This window comes from uncultured Methylibium sp. (assembly GCF_902826655.1).
Taxonomy (GTDB): Bacteria; Pseudomonadota; Gammaproteobacteria; order Burkholderiales; family Burkholderiaceae_C; genus Methylibium.
This window is the reverse complement of record NZ_CADEFR010000059.1, coordinates 1-19,774: the sequence shown is the minus strand read 5'-3', so window position 1 is coordinate 19,774 and position 19,774 is coordinate 1. Positions and strand designations below refer to the sequence as shown.

The following is a 19,774-nucleotide window of genomic DNA, read 5'->3' as shown; positions in this document are numbered from 1 at the left end:
AACGACGTGCTGGTGCGCGCGATGGACCGCATCTTCATCCTGCACGCCGACCACGAGCAGAACGCCTCGACCTCGACGGTGCGCCTGTGCGGCAGCTCGGGCACCAACCCCTTCGCCGCGATCGCCGCCGGTGTGGCCTGCCTGTGGGGCCCGGCCCACGGCGGCGCCAACGAGGCGGCGCTGACCATGCTGGAGGACATCCAGAAGATGGGCGGCGTGGCGAAGATCGGCGAGTTCATCAGCCAGGTCAAGGACAAGAACTCCGGCATCAAGCTGATGGGCTTCGGGCATCGCGTCTACAAGAACTACGACCCGCGTGCCAAGCTGATGCGCGAGACCTGCCACGAGGTGCTGAGCGAACTGGGCCTGCAGAACGACCCGCTGTTCAAGCTGGCGATGGCACTGGAGAAGATCGCGCTCGAGGACGACTACTTCGTGTCGCGCAAGCTCTACCCGAACGTCGATTTCTATTCGGGCATCGTCCAGCGCGCGATCGGCATCCCGGTCAGCCTGTTCACCGCGATCTTCGCGCTGGCTCGCACGGTCGGCTGGATCGCCCAGCTCAACGAGATGATCGGCGACCCCGAGTACAAGATCGGCCGTCCGCGCCAGCTCTTCATCGGTGCCGAGAAACGGACCGTGACGCCGATTGCATCGCGCGCCTGAAGCCGGGTTTCCTCTTCGCCCCTGACCCCGGCCTGCGAGCCGGGGTTTTTGTTGTTGCTGCCGCCTAAAATCGAGCCATGGGACAGACGCTCTACGACAAGCTGTGGAACGAGCATGTCGTCCACACCGAGGACGACGGCACGGCCGTGCTCTACATCGACCGCCACCTGGTGCACGAGGTCACCAGCCCGCAGGCCTTCGAGGGCCTGCGCCTGGCCGGCCGCAAGGTCTGGCGCGTCAGCTCGATCGTCGCGACCGCCGACCACAACACGCCGACGACCGGCTGGCAGTCCGGCTACGACGGCATCCTGGACCCGATCTCGCGCCAGCAGGTGACGACGCTCGACGCCAACATCAAGGCTTTCGGCGCCGCGGCGTACTTCCCCTTCCTCGACGGCCGCCAGGGCATCGTCCACGTGATCGGCCCGGAGCAGGGCGCCACGCTGCCGGGCATGACCGTCGTGTGCGGCGACTCGCACACGTCCACGCACGGGGCCTTCGGGGCGCTGGCGCACGGCATCGGCACCAGCGAGGTCGAGCATGTGCTGGCGACGCAGACCCTGCTGGCGAAGAAGGCGAAGAACCTGCTCATCAAGGTCGAGGGGACCCTGCCGCGTGGTTGCGGCGCCAAGGACATCGTCCTGGCCATCATCGGCCGCATCGGCACCGCCGGCGGCAACGGCCACACGATCGAGTTCGCCGGCTCGGCGATCCGCGCGCTCAGCATGGAAGGCCGCATGACGGTGTGCAACATGGCCATCGAGGCCGGCGCGCGCGCCGGTCTGGTGGCGGTCGACGAGACCACCATCGCCTACGTGAAGGGCCGACCGTTCGCGCCGTCGGGTGTCGAGTGGGACCAGGCCGTCGCTTACTGGCGCACCCTGCAGTCGGACCCGGACGCGCACTGGGATCGCGTGGTCGAACTCGACGCTGCGCAGATCCGCCCGCAGGTCACCTGGGGCACCTCGCCCGAGATGGTGCTGTCGATCGAGGACCGCGTGCCCGATCCCGATCGCGAGAAGGACGCCGGCAAGCGCGGCGCGATCGAGCGCGCGCTGGCCTACATGGCGCTCGAGCCCAACAAGCCGATCGCCGACATCCGCGTCGACAAGGTATTCATCGGCTCGTGCACCAACTCGCGCATCGAAGACCTGCGCGAGGCCGCGGCGGTGGTCCGCAAGGTCGGCGGGCGCGTGGCCGGCAACGTGAAGCTGGCGATGGTGGTGCCCGGCTCCGGCCTGGTGAAGGCGCAGGCCGAGCGCGAAGGGCTAGACCTGGTCTTCAAGGCCGCCGGCTTCGAGTGGCGCGAGCCGGGTTGCTCGATGTGCCTGGCCATGAACGCCGACCGGCTGGAGCCCGGTGAACGCTGCGCCTCGACCAGCAACCGCAACTTCGAGGGTCGACAGGGCGCCGGCGGGCGTACCCACCTGGTCAGCCCCGCGATGGCGGCGGCGGCGGCGCTGGAAGGGCACTTCGTCGACGTGCGGCGCCTGTCCTGAACCGAGAGCACGAAGCCATGCAAGCCTTCCGCATCCACCAGGGCCTGGTCGCACCGATCGACCGCGAGAACGTCGACACCGACGCCATCATCCCCAAGCAGTTCCTCAAGTCGATCAAGCGCAGCGGCTTCGGCCCGAACCTGTTCGACGAGTGGCGTTACCTCGACCACGGCGAGCCGGGGCAGGACCCGGCTGCGCGCAAGCCCAATCCCGACTTCGTGCTGAACCAGCCGCGCTACGCCGGTGCGTCCGTCCTGCTGGCGCGCAAGAATTTCGGCTGCGGCTCGAGCCGCGAGCACGCCCCCTGGGCGATCGACCAGTACGGCTTCCGCGCGCTGATCGCGCCGAGCTACGCCGACATCTTCTTCAACAACTGCTACAAGAACGGCCTGCTGCCGATCGTGCTGCCGGAGTCGCAGGTGGCACGCCTGTTCGACGAGGTCGCGGCCTTCCCCGGCTACGGCCTGACGATCGACCTGGAGCGCCAGGTCGTGGTCAAGCCCGACGGCAGCGAACTCGGCTTCGAGATCGAGCCCTTCCGCAAGCACTGCCTGCTGGGCGGGCTGGACGACATCGGCCTGACCCTGGGCCACGCCGACAAGATCCGCGCCTACGAGGCCGAGCGGCTGCTGCGCAAGCCCTGGCTGGCCCACACGCTGTCGAGCCGACCATGAGTTCGGAGACGCCCCTCTTCAAGCTGTTGCTGCGCCGCTGGTGGCTGGCATTGCTGCTGATGGGCGCGTGCTTCGTGGCTTTCGGCTTCGCGTCGCTGAACCTGCTGGCACTGCTGCAGGCCAACCTGCGGTTCCTGGCCGAGTACGGTGTCGACGCGGTGCGCGAAGGCGCCCTGGAGCAGTTGTTCGAACTGGTGGTCTACGGCTACGCCGCCGCGGGCTTCTACGTGGTGTTCAAGGTCTGCGAGAAGGCATTGGTGTGGCGCATCACGCACCACGACGAGGACAGGATTCCATGAAGATTGCCGTGTTGCCGGGGGACGGCATCGGCCCCGAGATCGTCGCCGAGGCCGTGCGGGTGCTGCAGGCGCTCGACCTGCGTCTCGAGCTGGAGACCGCGCCCGTCGGCGGGGCCGCGTACGAGGCTTCGGGTCATCCGCTGCCCACGGCGACGCTCGAGCTCGCGCAGGCAGCCGATGCCGTGCTGTTCGGCGCCGTCGGCGACTGGAAGTACGACAAGCTCGACCGCCCATTGCGGCCCGAGCAGGCGATCCTGGGCCTGCGCAAGCACCTCGGCCTGTTCGCCAACTTCCGCCCGGCGATCTGCTATCCGCAGCTCACGCACGCGTCGAGCCTCAAGCCCGAGCTGGTGGCCGGCCTGGACATCCTGATCATCCGCGAGCTGACCGGCGACATCTACTTCGGTCAGCCGCGCGGCCGCCGCACGGCGGTCGACGGGCACTTCCCCGGCGCCGAGGAAGCCTACGACACGATGCGCTACAGCCGGCCCGAGATCGAGCGCATCGCGCACGTCGCGTTCCAGGCGGCACGCAAGCGCGGTGGCAAGCTCACCAGCGTCGACAAGGCCAACGTGCTGGAGACCTTCCAGTTCTGGAAGGACGTGGTGACCGAGGTGCACGCGCAGTATCCCGACGTGAAACTCGACCACCTCTACGTCGACAACGCGGCGATGCAGCTCGTCAAGGCGCCCAAGAGCTTCGACGTCATCGTCACCGGCAACATGTTCGGCGACATCCTCTCGGACGAGGCGGCGATGCTGACCGGCTCGATCGGCATGCTGCCGAGCGCCTCGCTGAACGCGAAGAACCAGGGCCTGTACGAACCCAGTCACGGCAGTGCGCCGGACATCGCCGGTCAGGGCGTCGCCAATCCGTTGGCCACGATCCTGAGCGCGGCGATGATGCTGCGCTTCAGCCTCGGCCAGTCGGAGGCGGCGGGGCGCATCGAGGCGGCGGTGCAGGGTGTGCTGGAGGACGGTTGGCGAACCGCGGACATCGCGGGAGCCGGTGGCCGCAAGGTCGGAACCAGGGAGATGGGCGACGCCGTGGTCGCCCGTCTCAAAGCCCAGGGCTGACGAGACCCGGGGCCGTGGCGCATCGCCGCGGCAAGCTGACTTCACGAGCACGACGAACGAGAGAACGACATGGGAACGACGGTAGTGGGCCTGGTGGGATGGCGCGGCATGGTGGGTTCCGTGCTGATGGACCGCATGCAGGCCGAGAACGACTTCGCGCTGATCGAGCCGCTGTTCTTCAGCACGAGCAACGCCGGCGGCAAGGCGCCGGCGCAGGCGAAGAACGAGACGGCGCTTCGCGACGCGAACGACATCGAGGCCCTGAAGCGCTGCGACGTGATCATCACCTGCCAGGGCGGTGAGTACACCAAGGCGGTCTACCCGCAACTGCGCGCCTCCGGCTGGAAGGGCTACTGGATCGACGCGGCCAAGACCCTGCGCATGCAGGACGACGCCGTGATCGTGCTCGACCCGGTCAATCTGCCGGTGGTCAAGAACGCGCTGGCGCGCGGCGTGCGCGACTACATCGGCGGCAACTGCACGGTGAGCTGCATGCTGATGGGCGTCGGCGCGCTGTTCAAGGCCGACCTCGTCGAGTGGATGACCTGCACCACCTACCAGGCGGCCAGCGGCGGCGGCGCGCAGCACATGCGCGAACTGCTGACGCAGTACGGCACGCTGAACGCGTCGGTGAAGTCGCTGCTCGACGACCCGGCCAGCGCGATCCTGGAGATCGACCGTCAAGTGGCTGCCACGCAGCGTGGACTCACGGCCGAGGAGACCCGCAACTTCATGGTGCCGCTGGGCGGCAGCCTCATCCCGTGGATCGACGTCGACCGCGGCGACGGCACGAGCCTGGAGGAATGGAAGGGCGGTGCCGAGACCAACAAGATCCTCGGCCGCGGGCCTGGCTTCGGCAGTGTGGCGACGCCGATCGACTCGATCTGCGTGCGTGTGGGTGCCATGCGCTGCCACAGCCAGGCACTGACGATGAAGCTGAAGAAGGACGTGCCGCTGGCCGACATCGAGGCGATGATCTCCGGCGACAACGAGTGGGTGAAGCTCGTCCCCAATACGCGCGAGGCGACGGTGCGCGAGCTGACGCCGGTGGCCGTGACGGGCACGATGAGCATCCCCGTCGGTCGCGTGCGCAAGCTCGCGATGGGCCCGGAGTACGTCGGCGCGTTCACCATCGGCGATCAGTTGCTGTGGGGTGCGGCCGAGCCCCTGCGTCGCATGCTGCGACTGCTGCTCGAGGCCTGATCGGAGCGGCTCGCGTATCCAGACGTTGCACAGCGGCAACGAAGCGGGCCGCCTAGCGTCAGTCAGCACACCCGGACCAATATCACGCGGAGCATGAGCTTGTCAGCGTATCTGCCTGATGTTATTGTGATTTCAGTTCAAATGCCCCTGCGCCGCGTGGTCGGCGGCTTGCCTGTTTTCCGGGCAGACGGGGCGTCGCCGGACGCTCGGAAGAAGCATTGGGAGATGCCTTGAAACACCGTACCTATCGCAAAGCCTCCGCTCCTTGGGCCCTGAACGCCGTGGCCACCGCCGCGCTGGCCGTGGCCGCTTGGATGCCGCTCGATGCAGCGGCCCTGGGGCTGGGGCGCCTCTCGGTGCAATCGGCTCTGGGCGAAGGCCTGAAGGCCGAGATCGACGTGACGGCCCTGACGCCGGAAGAGGCCTCGAGCCTGCGGGTCAAGGTGGCCGGGCCCGAGGCCTATCGCGCCGCGGGTGTCGAGTTCAATCCCGCCCTGACCAACGCCACGGTGACGCTGCAGCGTCGCAGCGATGGCCGGCCCTACCTGCGCCTGGTCAGCGACCGGCCCGTGCAGGAGCCCTTCGTCGACGTGATCCTCGACCTCACCTGGTCCTCGGGCCGACTGGTGCGTGAGTTCACGATGCTGTTCGATCCGCCGACCACGCGCCTGGCTTCGCCGCCGGCGTCGGCCCCGGCGGTGATCGCGCCCCTGCCCACGCCAGCCCCGGCACCGACGCCCGCTCAGGCCCCGACCGTCAGCCCGCCGCGGGCGACGGCGCCGGCTCCCGCGCCGCGGGTGGCACCCGCGCCGAGCGAGACCCGCGCGTCGGCTCCCGCCACCGGCGCCAACGAATACCGCGTGCGGCAGGGCGACACCCTGTATCGCATCGCGAGCCGTACGCAGCGCCCCGGCGTGTCGCTCGACCAGATGCTGGTGTCGCTGTATCGCAGCAATGCCGACGCCTTCATCGGCAACAACATGAACCGCCTCAAGGCCGGCGCGGTGCTCACCGTGCCGAGCGAGGACGAGGCCAAGGCTGTCGGCGCCGGCGAGGCGCGTCAGGTGATCCAGGCGCAGAGTGCCGACTTCGGTGCCTATCGCCAGAAGCTCGCGAGCGGCGTGCCGACGACCACCGTGCCGGAGAGCGGCCGCACGGCGGGCGGCAAGGTCGAGGCGGACGTGCAGGATCGCAAGGCCGCCGCGGCCGCCGCGGCCGACAAGCTCACGCTCAGCAAGGGCGGCGTGGCGGCCAGCAAGCCCGGTCTCGAGGACAAGCTGGCCAAGGGCCGCGAGCAGAAGGACTCGTCGACCCGAGTCGCCGAGCTCGCCAAGAACGTCGAGGACCTGAAGAAGCTGCAGGGCGCCGCCGCAGCCAGCGGCTCGGCCGCTCCGGGTGGCGTTGCCAAGCCTGGCGTGCCGGTTCCTGGTGTCGCGACACCGCCGACCAAGCCGCCGGTCGCTCCTCCGGCGCCTGCGCCCGCTCCGGTTCCGGCGCCTGCTCCGGTGCCTGCGCCTGCGCCCGTAGCGCCGCCTCCGCCGCCTCCCGTCGCGCCTCCGCCGGCGCCGGTCGCGGCGTCTGTTCCGGCCCCGAGCCCGGCCGCGAGCGTGGCTGCGCCGGCCGTGGTGGCGTCGGCGCCAGCACCGGCAGCTGCTTCCGAGCCTGCGACGGTTGCTGCAGCAGCCTCGGCGCCCGAGCCGACCGCCGCAGAGGCCAGCGCGCCTCCCGCGGCGGCCGCTTCGAAGCCGGCCCTGCCACCGATCGTTCCCGCCGAGCCGAGTTTCCTCGACGGATTGCTCGACAACCCGCTGCTGCTGCCGGGCGCCGGCCTGCTGGTGGCGCTGCTCGCCGGTTTCGGTTTCTACCGGATGCGGCAGGGCAAGCGCGACAGCGGCGAGACCTCCTTCCTCGAGAGCCGCCTGCAACCCGATTCCTTCTTCGGCGCCAGCGGCGGCCAGCGCGTCGACACGCGCGACGCGACCGGCGTGCCCTCGTCGATGAGCTACTCGCTGAGCCAGCTCGACGCGATCGGCGATGTCGACCCGGTTGCCGAAGCCGACGTCTACCTGGCCTATGGCCGCGACCTCCAGGCCGAGGAGATCCTCAAGGAAGCGATGCGCTCCAACCCGGAGCGGATGGCGATCCGCCTGAAGCTGCTCGAGGTGTATGCCAAGCGCCGTGATACCAAGGGCTTCGAGCAACTGGCGACGCAGCTCTACGCACTGACCGGCGGTCAGGGCGAGGACTGGACGCGCGGCCAGCAGCTCGGTGTCGGCATCGATCCCGAGAATCCGATGTACCAGCCGGGCGGTCGCCCGGCGGGAGCGCCGGCCGATGGCGGTGGCGTCGTGGAGCCCCTGGGCGCCAGCACGATGCCGCAATCGGTGCTGCCGTCGCCGTCGCGCTTCGAGGCGCAACGCACCGACATCATGGAGGACCCGGGCGTCGATCTCGATCTCGACGTATCGGCGCCGGGCGGACTGGACGAGACGCCGCGCATCATGCCGGAGCGCACGCAGCCGATGCCCGAACCGCTCTCCGCTCCGGCATCGATGGGTCAGAGCGTCGCGATGGACTTCGATCTGCCATCGGTGTCGCTGGATTCGCCGTCTTCTGCCCCCGCGCCGATGGCCTCCGAGTCCTTGCCCGACCTCGGCAACTTCGACCTGCCCGCCGTCCCGGTTGACGACGAAGCGCTCGCGCGCAAGCTCGAGCTGGCTGAGGAGTTCCGCCAGATCGGCGACCTCGAAGGGGCGCGCGACCTGTTGCAGGAAGTGGTCGCGCAGTCCGGCGGCACGCTCAAGGCCAAGGCCCAGGGCATGCTGAAGGACATCGGCTGAGCCGCGCCGGCCCGGCACGACGAAGCCTTCGCCGGAGCTCGGGGCCATGCGTCTGGCCCTGGGCCTGAGCTATCGCGGTAGCGCCTACCTGGGCTGGCAGAGCCAGCCCGGCGGCCGCACCGTGCAGGACCGGGTCGAGACGGCGCTGTCGCAGTTCGCCGACCGGCCCGTGCGCACGGTCTGTGCCGGCCGCACCGATGCCGGCGTGCATGCGCTGAACCAGGTCGTCCACCTCGACACCGACATCGAGCGCGACGACTTCTCGTGGGTGCGCGGCAGCAATCGCTACCTGCCCGCGGACATCGCGGTGCAATGGTGTCGCCCGGTCGACGTGGCCTTCCACGCACGCAACAGCGCGCAGGGGCGTCGCTATGCCTACGTGCTGCTGGAGTCGCCCGTGCGCCCGGCGCTCGAGGCCGGCGCCGTCGGCTGGGTGTTCCGGCCGCTCGACGGCGACGCAATGCGCGCCGCCGCCGCCCACCTGATCGGCCAACACGACTTCAGTGCCTTCCGCTCCGCCGAGTGCCAGGCTGCGAGCCCGGTCAAGACGCTGCGGCGTATCGACATCGCGCGACGGGGTGCGTACTGGCGCTTCGACTTCGAAGCCAGCGCCTTTCTGCATCACATGGTGCGCAACCTCATGGGCTGCCTGCTCGCGGTGGGACAGGGCAGCCGGGCGCCGGCCTGGGTCGCGGACGTGCTGGCGGGGCGGGACCGCAGCCTGGCCGCGCCGACGTTCGCGCCCGACGGGCTCTACTTCCTGGGTCCGCACTACGATGCGGGCTTCGCCCTGCCGGAGCGCACGCCTGCCTTCGACTGGCTGCCCTGACGAGCCGACCATGCGCACCCGTATCAAGATCTGTGGCCTGACCCGCGAGGCTGACGTCGACGCCGCTGTCGCGGCGGGCGCCGACGCGATCGGCTTCGTCTTCTACCGCGCCAGTCCGCGCGCCGTGAACGTGCACCGCGCCGCGGAGCTGGCGCGCCGCCTGCCGCCCTTCGTGACGCCGGTCGGCCTGTTCGTCAACGCCTCGCCCGGCGAGATCAACGCCGCGTGCCTGGCCATGCCGACGCTGATGCTCCAGTTCCACGGTGACGAGACGCCCGACGACTGCGCCTGGCCCAACCGACCCTACCTGCGTGCTGCGCGGATGGAGCCGGGTCTCGATTTGCTAGACTTTGCGCAGCAGTTCGCAGGCGCCGCCGGCCTGCTGCTCGACGCACACGTCGAGGGCTATGGCGGTGGTGGAAAGGTGTTCGATTGGTCGCTGGTTCCGCAATCAAACGAGACAGGCGTCGGCCTTCCGATCGTTTTGTCTGGTGGGTTGAATCCTGCAAACGTGGGCGAGGGAGTGCTGCGCGTCCGGCCCTGGGCCGTTGACGTGAGTTCCGGCGTCGAGAGCGCCAAGGGGATCAAGGATCCCGAGGCGATCCGCCGGTTCTGCGAGGCAGTGCGCGAGGCCGATGCCCGCGTCGCTGGCTCCCGCTCCTGAACCTGAAAGTCCGATCATGTTGAACTACCAGCAGCCCGATGCCACCGGGCATTTCGGTCCTTATGGCGGCAGTTTCGTCGCCGAAACCCTGATCCACGCGCTGGACGAGCTGAAGGCCGCCTATGCGCACTATCGCAAGGACGAGGCCTTCATGGCCGAGTTCAGGCACGAGCTGGCGCACTTCGTCGGCCGGCCCAGTCCGGTCTACCACGCGGCGCGCCTCAGCCGCGAACTCGGCGGTGCCCAGATCCACCTGAAGCGCGAAGACCTCAACCACACCGGCGCGCACAAGGTCAACAACACCATCGGCCAGGCGCTGCTGGCCAGGCGCATGGGCAAGCCGCGCGTCATCGCCGAGACGGGCGCCGGCCAGCACGGCGTGGCGACGGCGACCATCTGCGCGCGCTATGGCATGGAGTGCGTGGTCTACATGGGCAGCGAGGACATCAAGCGCCAGTCGCCCAACGTCTACCGCATGCACCTGCTGGGCGCGAAGGTCGTCCCCGTCGACAGCGGCAGCAAGACGCTGAAGGACGCGCTCAACGAGGCCCTGCGCGACTGGGTGACCAACGTCGAGAACACCTTCTACATCATCGGCACCGTGGCCGGCCCGGCGCCGTATCCGGAGATGGTGCGTGACTTCCAGAGTGTCATCGGCGAGGAGTGCCTGACGCAGATGCCGGCCATGATCGGCAGGCAGCCTGATGCGGTGCTGGCCTGTGTCGGCGGCGGCAGCAACGCGATGGGGATCTTCCACCCCTACATCCGCCACGACGGCGTGCGGCTGATCGGCGTCGAGGCGGCGGGGCAGGGCCTGGCGAGCGGCAAGCACGCCGCGTCGCTGTCGGCCGGATCGCCGGGCGTGCTGCATGGCAACCGGACCTACCTGCTGCAGGACGCGAACGGGCAGATCACCGAGACGCACTCGATCTCGGCCGGTCTCGACTATCCCGGTGTCGGCCCCGAACATGCCTACCTCAAGGACATCGGCCGCGCCGAGTACGTCGGCATCACCGACGACGAGGCCCTGGCCGCCTTCCACCGCCTGTGCCGTACCGAGGGCATCATCCCGGCGCTCGAATCGAGCCACGCCGTCGCGCACGCGATGAAGATGGCGCCGACGATGCGGCCCGACCAGCATCTGCTGGTCAACCTCAGCGGTCGCGGCGACAAGGACATCGGCACCGTGGCCGACCTCTCGAATGCCGACTTCTACTGCCGGCCGTCGTGCAAGGGGCAGTCGGTCAAGGGCGGCGACCGCATCGTGAAGGTGGCGAAATGAGCCGCATCGCTGCCACGTTCGCCGCCCTGAAGGCGCAGGGTCGCACGGCGCTGATTCCCTACGTGACCGCCGGCGACCCCTATGCCGACGCCAGCGTCGAGATCATGCTGGCCATGGCCCAGGCCGGTGCCGACGTGATCGAGCTCGGCGTGCCGTTCTCCGACCCGATGGCCGACGGCCCGGTGATCCAGAAGGCCTCCGAGCGCGCGCTGGCCAAGGGCATCGGCCTGCCGCAGGTGCTGCAGATGGTGCGCGACTTCCGCGCACTGAACGACAGCACACCGCTGGTGCTGATGGGTTACGCCAACCCGATCGAGCGTTACGGGATCGAGCGCTTCGTCGCCGACGCCGCCGCGGCCGGTGTCGACGGCGTGCTGGTCGTCGACTACCCTCCGGAGGAGTGCGAGGCCTTCGCGGCGCAGCTGCAGCGCCAGGGCCTCGACCCCATCTTCCTGCTGGCGCCAACGTCGACCGACGAGCGCATGCAACTCGTCGGGCGCGTCGCCAGCGGCTACGTCTACTATGTCTCGCTCAAGGGCGTGACCGGCGCCGGCCACCTCGACACGGCCGCCGTGGCTCAGATGCTGCCGCGCATCCGCCGGCACGTGCGGGTGCCGGTCGGTGTAGGCTTCGGCATCCGCGACGCAGCGACCGCGCAGGCGGTGGCGGCGGTGTCCGATGCGGTGGTGATCGGCTCGCGCATCGTGCAACTGCTCGAAGAGCAGCCGCGGGACCAGGTGGCCGCGGCCGGCGGCGGCTTCATCGCCGAGATCCGCGCGGCCCTCGATTCAGGACAAGGAGCAAAGGCATGAGCTGGCTGGAAAAACTGCTGCCGCCCAAGATCCAGCCGACCGATCCGTCCGAGCGCCGCTCGGTGCCGGAAGGTCTGTGGATCAAGTGCCCGTCGTGCGAGACGGTGCTCTACAAGACCGACCTCGAGCAGAACGCCAATGTCTGCCCGAAATGCGCGCACCACCATCGGATCGGGGCGCGCGCGCGACTCGACGGTTTCCTCGATCCCGAGGGCCGCTACGAACTGGCCCAGGAAGTGGTGCCGGTCGACGCGCTGAAGTTCAAGGACAGCAAGAAGTACCCCGAGCGCCTGAAGCAGGCCATGGAAGCCACCGGCGAGACCGACGCGCTGGTGGTCATGGGCGGGGCGGTCCACACCATCCCGATCGTCGCCGCAGCCTTCGAGTTCGAGTTCATGGGCGGCTCGATGGGCTCGGTCGTCGGCGAGCGCTTCGTCCGTGGCGTCGAGGCGGCGATCGACCAGAAGACGCCGTTCATCTGCTTCACCGCGACCGGCGGTGCGCGCATGCAGGAGGGGCTGCTGTCGCTGATGCAGATGGCCAAGACCAATGCCTCCTTGACGCGGCTGGCCAAGGCGAAGCTGCCCTACATCAGCGTGCTGACCGACCCGACGATGGGCGGCGTGTCGGCGGGCTTCGCCTTCATGGGCGACGTGGTCATCGCCGAGCCCAGGGCGCTGATCGGCTTTGCCGGCCCCCGCGTGATCGAGAACACCGTGCGCGAGAAGCTGCCCGAGGGCTTCCAGCGCAGCGAGTTCCTGATCGGCAAGGGTGCGCTCGACATGATCGTCGACCGTCGCGAGCTGCGCGGCACCGTCGCGCGCCTGCTGGCGATGCTGCAACGGCAGAGCGCCGACGCCGTGGCCTGAGCCAGCCGCGCCCGGCGACAAGGGCGGCGCAAGCCGCCCTTGCGCTTTGTCGAACCCCACACGCCTACCATCGCGCCCATGAGCACGCCGACGACGCTGGCCGACTGGCTGGCCCACTGCGAGCGCCTGCACCCGAAGACGATCGACCTGACGCTCGAGCGCGTGCAGCGCGTGCGCGAGCGCCTGGGCCTGGCCTTCGCCTGCCCGGTCTTCACCGTGGCCGGCACCAATGGCAAGGGCTCGACCTGCGCGATGCTCGAGGCCATCCTGCTGCAGGCGGGCTATCGCGTCGGCGTCTACGGCTCGCCCCACCTGGTCCACTTCGAGGAGCGCTGCCGCATCGGCGGTGCGGTCGTCGACGCGGCTGCGCTGCTACCGCACTTCGACGCGGTCGAGCAGGCGCGCGCCGAAGAGGCCCTGACCTACTTCGAGTTCACGACGCTGGTCATCCTCCGCCTGCTGATGCAGACCGGGCTCGACGCGGTGGTGCTGGAGGTCGGTCTCGGGGGGCGACTGGACGCGGTCAACGCGATCGACACCGACTGCGCCATCCTCACCAGCATCGCGCTCGACCACATGGAGTTCCTGGGGCCGGACCGCGAAGCCATCGGCCGCGAGAAGGCCCACATCATGCGGGCCGGCCGCCCGGCCATCGTCGGCGACCCGGTGCCGCCGCGGTCGGTGGTCGACCATGCGCAGGCGATCGGCGCTGACCTGTGGCGATCGGGCGTGGACTTCAGCTTCCGCGGCGACGCGCAGCAGTGGTCGTGGTCGGGGCGTCAGCGCCGCCACGGCGGGCTCGCCTACCCGGCGCTGCGCGGCACGAACCAGCTCATCAACGCCGCCGGCGTGCTGGCCGCGCTGGAGGCGATGCGGGAGCGGCTGCCGATTCCGGCACAGGCGGTGCGCAGCGGCCTCGCCATGGTCGAGCTGCCCGGGCGCTTCCAGATCCTGCCGGGAGAGCCCACGCTGGTGCTGGACGTGGCGCACAACCCGCATGCGGTGGCGACACTGGCCGCCAACCTCGACCAGATGGGCTACTACCCGCGCACCCATGCGGTGTTCGGGGCCATGAAGGACAAGGACATCGAGGGCATGTTCGAGCGCCTGCTGCCGCTGGTCGATGGCTGGTTCCTGTGCGACCTGCCGACGCCGCGCGCTGCCAGCGCCGGCGACCTGGAGCAGCTGCGCCTGCAGGCCCTGGCCAGCCGACCCGCGACCGCCGCGTCGTTGCCGCCGCAGACGAGCAGCACGCAGCACAGCGGGCCTGCGTCGGCACTGCGTGCGGCCCTCGAGGCCGCGGACCCCGCTGATAGAATCCTTGTGTTCGGATCGTTCTACACCGTCGGTGGCGTGCTCGAAAGCGGCTTGCCGCGCCGGACGGCCAAGCACCTGGGTTGAACTTCCGTTCGCAGGCCTGATTTGTCGGGGTGACGGCCCGCAGCACGGACGCCATCGCAGGGTCATCCAGCCCACCACGCTCTCGAGCCCCCGCCAGCCTTTCGCATGGGTCTGCTGTCCTTCCTCCAACGCAAGATCGGCGATGCGTCCGCAGGCCAGGACGCAGGCTCGGTCGACGCGGCGCGAGGCCGGGCGCGCCGCCGGCTGATCGGCGCGACGGTGCTGGTGCTGGTCGGCGTCGTCGGCCTGCCGCTGCTGTTCGACACGGCACCGCGGCCGCTGCCGGTGGACATCCCGATCGACATTCCGCGCAAGGAAGCGGTGCCGCCGCTGGTCGCCAAGGCGCCGGCCGCGCTGCCGAAGGCCGCGTCGGCGGCTCGATCCGACGCGCCCGTCACCGATGCTGCGCGCGAAACGCCGCCGGAGCCCACGCCGCCGCCGGCGGCCAAGGTCGCCGACAAGTCGAGCGACAAGCCTGCCGAGAAGCCTGCCGAGAAGGCCGCCGAGAAGGCCGCCGACAGGCCGGCGACGGCTGCCAGGGACACGGCGGCGGAGGCCGCGCGTGCGCAGGCTGCGCTCGAGGGCAAGTCCGTGGCCGCGGCGAAGTCGACCGATGGCGCGACGCGCTTCGTGGTGCAGGTCGGCGCGTTCAGCGAGGCCGACGCCGCGCGCGAGGTGCGGGCCAAGGTGGAGAAGCTGGGCCTGAAGGTCTACACGCAGGTGGTCGAGACTGCGGCCGGCAAGCGCATCCGCGTGCGTGTCGGCCCGTACAACGATCGTGCCGAGGCCGAGAAGATCGCCGCGCAGATCAAGCAGGCCGGCATCAGCTCGGCCGTGTTGACGCTATGAGCGACTCGTTGGCCGGCATCGGCTGGATCGACTGGGTCTTCCTGGCGGTCGTGACGCTGTCGATCGTCGTCGGCCTGATGCGCGGCCTGGTGTACGAGGTGATGTCGCTGCTGGGCTGGGTCGCGGCCTACATCGCGGCGCAGACCTTCGCCGGCGCGGTGGCACCCGCCATCCCGATCGGTGCCCCCGGCTCGGGCCTCAACGTGGCGGCCGCCTTCGTGATCGTCTTCGTCGTCGTGCTGATCGGCTGGGGCGTGGCGTCGTGGCTGATCAAGAAGCTGCTGCAGGCCTCGCCGCTGAGCGCCTTCGATCGTGCGCTGGGCGCGGTGTTCGGCCTGCTGCGCGGCGTGCTGGTGGCCCTGGTGGCCGCCACCGCGATCAACATGACGCCGCTGGCCGCGTCACCGAGCTGGAAGACCGCCCACAGCGCGGCCGGCCTGCAGATGCTGTTGTCGGGCCTGAAGCCCCTGCTGCCGGACGCCATCGCGCGGCACCTGCGGGCATGAGCGCGCGTTTCTTCAAGGGGTAGTCCATGTGCGGCATCGTCGGTGTGATCTCCAAGGCACCGGTCAACCAGCTGATCTACGACGCGCTGCTGCTGCTGCAGCACCGCGGGCAGGACGCCGCGGGCATCGTCACTGCCGGCCCGGACGCCAAGGGCACCAAGGTCTTCATGCACAAGGCGCGCGGCATGGTGCGTGACATCTTCCGCACGCGCAACATGCGGGCGCTGCCCGGCACGGTAGGGTTGGGCCAGGTGCGCTACCCGACCGCCGGCAACGCCTACAGCGAGGAAGAGGCGCAGCCCTTCTACGTGAATGCGCCCTTCGGCCTGGTGCTGGTGCACAACGGCAACCTGACCAATGCGCACGCGCTGAAGCGCGAGCTGTTCGCGATCGATCGTCGTCACATCAACACCGAGAGCGACACGGAGGTGCTGCTCAACGTGCTGGCCCACGAGCTGGAACTGGTGGCGCATGGCACACCGCTGACGCCGAACGAGATCTTCAAGGCGGTCGGCGCCACGCACCTGCGCATCAAGGGCTCGTACGCGGTCGTCTGCCTGATCGCCGGCCACGGCGTGCTGGCCTTCCGCGATCCCTTCGGCATCCGGCCGCTGTGCCTGGGCGAGGCCGAAGGTCCGGACGGCCGCACCGTGATGATCGCGAGCGAGTCCGTCGCGCTGGAAGGCACGGGCCATCGCTTCGTGCGCGATATCGCGCCGGGCGAGGCGGTGTTCGTCGACCTCGAGGGCCGGGTGCATGCTCGCCAGTGCGCCGCCAATCCGCAGCTCCACCCCTGCGTCTTCGAGTACGTCTACCTGGCCCGGCCCGACTCGGTGATCGACGGCATCTCGGTCTACCAGGCGCGGCTCAACATGGGCGAGACGCTGGCACAGCGGCTTGTTTCGACAATGCCGCCGAGCGAGATCGACGTCGTCATCCCGATCCCCGAGTCCAGCCGGCCCTCGGCGATGCAGCTGGCACAGAAGATCGGCAAGCCCTACCGCGAGGGCTTCGTCAAGAACCGCTACGTCGGCCGCACCTTCATCATGCCGGGGCAGGGCATGCGCAAGAAATCGGTGCGCCAGAAGCTCAACGCCATCGTCTCCGAATTCAAGGGCCGCAACGTGCTGCTGGTCGACGACTCGATCGTGCGCGGAACCACCAGCAAGGAGATCGTGCAGATGGCGCGCGAGGCCGGCGCCCGCAAGGTCTTCATGGCATCGGCCGCGCCGCCGGTGCGCTACCCCAACGTCTACGGCATCGACATGCCGACCAAGGGCGAGCTCATCGCGCACAACCGCAGCATCGACGAGATCCGAGACTTCATCGGCGCCGACGCGCTGATCTACCAGGATGTCGCGGCGATGAAGCGCGCGGTCGGCTCGCTGAATCCGAAGCTCGCCGGATTCGAGGCCTCGTGCTTCGATGGTCACTACATCACCGGCGACGTCACGGCCGAGGACTTCGAGACGCTGGCCGCACAGCGGCCGCTGCAGCTCGAGGAGGATGCCGAGTCGGCGTCGCGGCTGGCGCTGCAGAGCGCGGTGGAGCTCTGATGACCGGCAGCGACCGCAAGCAGATCCCGCGCGTCGACCTGCCGGCCGACGCGCGCCTGGACACGCTGGCCGTCCGCGAGGGCTTGCCACCCAGCCAGTACGGCGAGAACTCCGAGGCGCTGTTCCTGACCAGCAGCTTCGTGCACCCCGACGCCGCGACGGCGGCGGCGCGCTTCGCCAACGAAGAGGAAGCCTTCGTCTACACGCGCTTCACGAACCCGACGACGATGATGATGGAGCGCCGCCTGGCGGCGCTCGAGGGCACCGAGTCCTGCATCGCGACCTCCAGTGGCATGAGCGCGATCCTGCTGCTGTGCATGGGCCTGCTGAAGGCCGGCGACCACGTGGTCTGCTCGCAGAGCGTGTTCGGCTCGACCATCAAGCTGCTGGGCGGCGAACTGGCCCGCTTCGGCATCGAGACCAGCTTCGTGTCGCAGACCGACGTGGCCGCCTGGCGGGCCGCGCTGCGACCGACGACCCGGCTGCTGTTCGCCGAGACGCCGAGCAATCCGCTGACCGAGGTGTGCGACATCGCGCTTCTGGCCCGCGTCGCGCACGAGGCCGGCGCTCTGCTCGCGGTCGACAACTGCTTCTGTTCGCCGGCGCTGCAGCAGCCGGTCAAGTTCGGTGCCGACCTCATCATCCACTCGGGCACCAAGTACCTCGACGGGCAGGGGCGCGTCATCGCCGGCGCGGTGTGCGGGCCGGCCCGCATCGTCGACGACGTGCTCGTGCCGCTGATGCGCAGTACCGGCCTGACCCTGTCGCCCTTCAACGCCTGGGTGGTGCTGAAGGGCCTGGAGACGCTGGGCATCCGCATGGTCGCGCAGAGCGATCGCGCGCTGGCGCTGGCGCAGTGGCTCGAGGGCCATCCGGCGGTGCGGCGCGTCTACCACCCGGGGCTGCCTTCGCATCCGCAGCACGCGCTGGCGATGGCGCAGCAGAACGGCCGTGGCGGCTCGGTCGTGTCCTTCATCGTGCGGGGCGAGGGCGCCGAGACGGCGCGACGCAACGCCTTCCACGCGATCGACTCGACGCGCATCTGCTCGATCACCGCGAACCTCGGTGACACCAAGACCACGATCACCCACCCGGCCAGCACCTCGCACGGCCGACTCACCGAAGCCCAGCGCCTGGCGGCCGGCATCACGCAGGGCATGATCCGCGTCGCGGTCGGCCTCGACGACCTCGAGGACCTGAAGGCCGATCTCGCGCGCGGCCTCGATACCCTGACCGCATGAGCACGACTCCTGTTCGCACGCGCTTCGCTCCCTCGCCGACCGGCTTCATCCACCTCGGCAACATCCGTTCGGCGCTCTATCCCTGGGCCTACGCCCGCGCCACCGGCGGCGTGTTCGTGCTGCGCATCGAGGACACCGATGTCGAGCGCTCTTCGCAGGAGGCAGTGGACGTCATCCTCGACGGCATGCGCTGGCTCGGGCTCGATCCGGATGAGGGCCCGTTCTTCCAGATGCAGCGCATGGATCGCTACAAGCAGGTGCTGGCGCAGATGCTGGAGCAGGGTCTGGCCTACCGCTGCTACATGCGCCAGGACGAGCTCGACGCGCTGCGCGAGCGTCAGATGGCCGCGAAGCAGAAGCCGCGCTACGACGGCACCTGGCGACCCGAGCCCGGCAAGGCGCTGCCGCCGGTGCCGGCGGGCGTGCCGCCGGTGATCCGCTTCCGGTCGCCGATCGGCGGCAGCGTGGGCTGGGACGACAAGGTCAAGGGTCACGTCGAGTTCAGCAACGACGAACTCGACGACCTGGTGATCGCGAGACCCGACGGGACACCGACGTACAACTTCTGCGTCGTCGTGGACGACATCGACATGCGCATCACGCACGTGATCCGCGGCGACGACCACGTCAACAACACGCCGCGGCAGATCCACATCCTGCGCGCGCTCGGTCACGAGCCGCCGGTCTATGCCCACCTGCCCACCGTGCTGAACGAGCAGGGCGAGAAGCTGAGCAAGCGCCACGGCGCCAGGCCCGTTACGCAGTACCGCGACGACGGCTATCTCGCGGACGCTGTCGTCAACTATCTCGCGCGGCTCGGCTGGAGTCATGGCGACGACGAGATCTTCTCGCGCGAGCAATTCGTTGCGTGGTTCAACCTCGAGCACCTGGGCCGCAGCGCGGCGCAGTTCGACGAAGCCAAGCTGCGCTGGGTGGCCGGCCAGCACATGAAGCAGGCCGACGATGCGGTGCTCGCGCCGCTGGTGGCGGTGCAGTTGCTCAAGCTGGGCGCGAGCGCGCCGGTCGACGATCGGCTCGCGCGCCTGTGCGCGCTGTTCAAGGACCGTTGCGCGACAACGGTCGAGCTGGCGCAGTGGCTCGCGATGTACTTCGTCGACGTCGCGCCGAGTGCCGAGGACCTGGCGGCGCACGTGACCGATGCGGTGCGGCCGGCGCTGGCCGCGCTCGCGTCCAGGCTCGACGAAGCGAGCTGGGATGCCGCGGTCATCCAGCAGGCGTTCAAGGCGACGCTGGCCGAGCACGGGCTCAAGATGCCGCAACTGGCCCATGCGGTCCGCGTGCTGGTGTGCGGCCGGACACAGACCCCGTCGATCGACGCGGTGCTCTCGCTCTTCCCACGGGAGACGGTGCTGGCTCGCTTGCGAGCCCTTTGAAAACCCACCTATAATCCCGGTCTCGCTTGAACAGCGCCGGGGGTATAGCTCAGCTGGGAGAGCGCTTGCATGGCATGCAAGAGGTCAGCGGTTCGATCCCGCTTACCTCCACCA

18 protein-coding genes and 1 tRNA gene are annotated in these 19,774 nt (G+C 69.4%); all 19 read left to right on the top strand.

Annotated features, from left to right (window positions below):
* The coding region (locus QZV97_RS17195) for a citrate/2-methylcitrate synthase (RefSeq protein WP_295645330.1) at positions 1-666 on the top strand (666 nt) is incomplete at its 5' end.
* A gap of 77 nt (positions 667-743) precedes the next feature.
* On the top strand, positions 744-2,165 hold the full coding sequence (leuC, locus tag QZV97_RS17190; RefSeq protein ID WP_295645327.1) for a 3-isopropylmalate dehydratase large subunit: 1,422 nt from the start codon (positions 744-746) through the stop codon (positions 2,163-2,165).
* Positions 2,166-2,182: 17 nt separating this feature from the next.
* Positions 2,183-2,839 carry a 3-isopropylmalate dehydratase small subunit gene (leuD, locus tag QZV97_RS17185; protein WP_295645324.1) on the top strand — a complete coding sequence of 219 codons (657 nt, stop codon included), beginning with the start codon at positions 2,183-2,185 and terminating at the stop codon, positions 2,837-2,839.
* Positions 2,836-3,138: a hypothetical protein gene (locus tag QZV97_RS17180; RefSeq protein WP_295645322.1), complete on the top strand. Its 303-nt coding sequence runs from the start codon at positions 2,836-2,838 to the stop codon at positions 3,136-3,138. The genes leuD and QZV97_RS17180 overlap by 4 nt, the downstream gene beginning before the upstream one ends.
* The gene (gene leuB, locus QZV97_RS17175) at positions 3,135-4,214 is read left to right on the top strand and encodes a 3-isopropylmalate dehydrogenase (RefSeq protein ID WP_295645319.1); all 1,080 of its coding nucleotides are present in this window, start codon (positions 3,135-3,137) and stop codon (positions 4,212-4,214) included. Before QZV97_RS17180 ends, leuB begins: the two co-directional genes overlap by 4 nt.
* Positions 4,215-4,283: 69 nt before the next feature.
* The gene (asd, locus tag QZV97_RS17170; protein ID WP_295645316.1) at positions 4,284-5,417 is read left to right on the top strand and encodes an aspartate-semialdehyde dehydrogenase; all 1,134 of its coding nucleotides are present in this window, start codon (positions 4,284-4,286) and stop codon (positions 5,415-5,417) included.
* 281 nt (positions 5,418-5,698) lie between these two features.
* The gene (locus tag QZV97_RS17165) at positions 5,699-8,257 is read left to right on the top strand and encodes a FimV/HubP family polar landmark protein (RefSeq protein WP_366558913.1); all 2,559 of its coding nucleotides are present in this window, start codon (positions 5,699-5,701) and stop codon (positions 8,255-8,257) included.
* A gap of 46 nt (positions 8,258-8,303) precedes the next feature.
* Positions 8,304-9,086, top strand: coding sequence for a tRNA pseudouridine(38-40) synthase TruA (gene truA / locus QZV97_RS17160; RefSeq protein ID WP_295645312.1), 783 nt, complete (start codon positions 8,304-8,306; stop codon positions 9,084-9,086).
* A gap of 10 nt (positions 9,087-9,096) precedes the next feature.
* Positions 9,097-9,750 carry a phosphoribosylanthranilate isomerase gene (locus QZV97_RS17155; RefSeq protein WP_295645309.1) on the top strand — a complete coding sequence of 218 codons (654 nt, stop codon included), beginning with the start codon at positions 9,097-9,099 and terminating at the stop codon, positions 9,748-9,750.
* Positions 9,751-9,766: 16 nt separating this feature from the next.
* Positions 9,767-11,032: a tryptophan synthase subunit beta gene (gene trpB / locus QZV97_RS17150; RefSeq protein ID WP_295645306.1), complete on the top strand. Its 1,266-nt coding sequence runs from the start codon at positions 9,767-9,769 to the stop codon at positions 11,030-11,032.
* Entirely contained in the window at positions 11,029-11,844 is an 816-nt protein-coding gene (gene trpA, locus QZV97_RS17145) for a tryptophan synthase subunit alpha (protein ID WP_295645303.1), read from the top strand. Before trpB ends, trpA begins: the two co-directional genes overlap by 4 nt.
* Positions 11,841-12,713 (top strand): acetyl-CoA carboxylase, carboxyltransferase subunit beta, encoded by an 873-nt coding sequence (gene accD / locus QZV97_RS17140; protein WP_295645300.1) that lies wholly within the window; start codon positions 11,841-11,843, stop codon positions 12,711-12,713. The genes trpA and accD overlap by 4 nt, the downstream gene beginning before the upstream one ends.
* A 78-nt stretch (positions 12,714-12,791) precedes the next feature.
* Positions 12,792-14,114: a bifunctional tetrahydrofolate synthase/dihydrofolate synthase gene (gene folC, locus QZV97_RS17135; RefSeq protein WP_295645297.1), complete on the top strand. Its 1,323-nt coding sequence runs from the start codon at positions 12,792-12,794 to the stop codon at positions 14,112-14,114.
* Positions 14,115-14,219: 105 nt separating this feature from the next.
* Complete coding sequence (locus tag QZV97_RS17130; RefSeq protein WP_295645294.1) at positions 14,220-14,963, top strand: SPOR domain-containing protein; 744 nt, start codon at positions 14,220-14,222, stop codon at positions 14,961-14,963.
* A complete protein-coding gene (locus QZV97_RS17125; RefSeq protein WP_295645291.1) occupies positions 14,960-15,469 on the top strand; it encodes a CvpA family protein in 510 nt (169 codons plus the stop codon). Before QZV97_RS17130 ends, QZV97_RS17125 begins: the two co-directional genes overlap by 4 nt.
* 26 nt (positions 15,470-15,495) lie before the next feature.
* On the top strand, positions 15,496-17,025 hold the full coding sequence (gene purF, locus QZV97_RS17120; RefSeq protein WP_295645288.1) for an amidophosphoribosyltransferase: 1,530 nt from the start codon (positions 15,496-15,498) through the stop codon (positions 17,023-17,025).
* Complete coding sequence (locus QZV97_RS17115; protein ID WP_295645285.1) at positions 17,025-18,266, top strand: O-succinylhomoserine sulfhydrylase; 1,242 nt, start codon at positions 17,025-17,027, stop codon at positions 18,264-18,266. The genes purF and QZV97_RS17115 overlap by 1 nt, the downstream gene beginning before the upstream one ends.
* Positions 18,263-19,660, top strand: coding sequence for a glutamate--tRNA ligase (gene gltX / locus QZV97_RS17110; protein ID WP_295645282.1), 1,398 nt, complete (start codon positions 18,263-18,265; stop codon positions 19,658-19,660). The genes QZV97_RS17115 and gltX overlap by 4 nt, the downstream gene beginning before the upstream one ends.
* Positions 19,661-19,698: 38 nt before the next feature.
* Positions 19,699-19,774 (top strand) — tRNA-Ala (locus QZV97_RS17105).